Below are 326 nucleotides of genomic sequence, written 5' to 3' on the forward strand. Positions count from 1 at the left end.
CCCATTAAACTAACCGCGTAAGCATCCGCTTTATGCTCAAGCATCTTACTTATAAAGTTTTAGATGACCAATTTCATGACAGATAATTGATGTGATCTCCTCAGGACTAAATTTTTCAAAAATCCCCTCAGTAATATAAAAGAAGTCGCCTATTTATAAGGAATTTCATAACGTAAACCCAAGCATTGTATTCATCTATGGAATTCTTCTTGACCATGGATGGACTGCAGACCCAATTTTCTTTTCCACTTTTTGAATTCCATCTTTGTAACCTTTCTTCAACTTTTGCAGGGCGATAGTCCTCTGTAAAATACTGTACATAATAG

Annotated in this window: 1 protein-coding gene; it reads right to left on the minus strand. The window is 35.3% G+C overall.

Annotated features, from left to right (window positions below; translation table 11 throughout):
- Window positions 1–45: 45 nt before the first annotated feature.
- A complete protein-coding gene (locus AOA59_RS33400; protein ID WP_143522729.1) occupies window positions 46–153 on the minus strand; it encodes a M48 family metalloprotease in 108 nt (35 codons plus the stop codon).
- Window positions 154–326 lie beyond the last annotated feature (173 nt).

This window comes from Pseudomonas sp. 2822-15, assembly GCF_002742515.1.
GTDB classification, from domain to species: Bacteria; Pseudomonadota; Gammaproteobacteria; order Pseudomonadales; family Pseudomonadaceae; genus Aquipseudomonas; species Aquipseudomonas salomonii.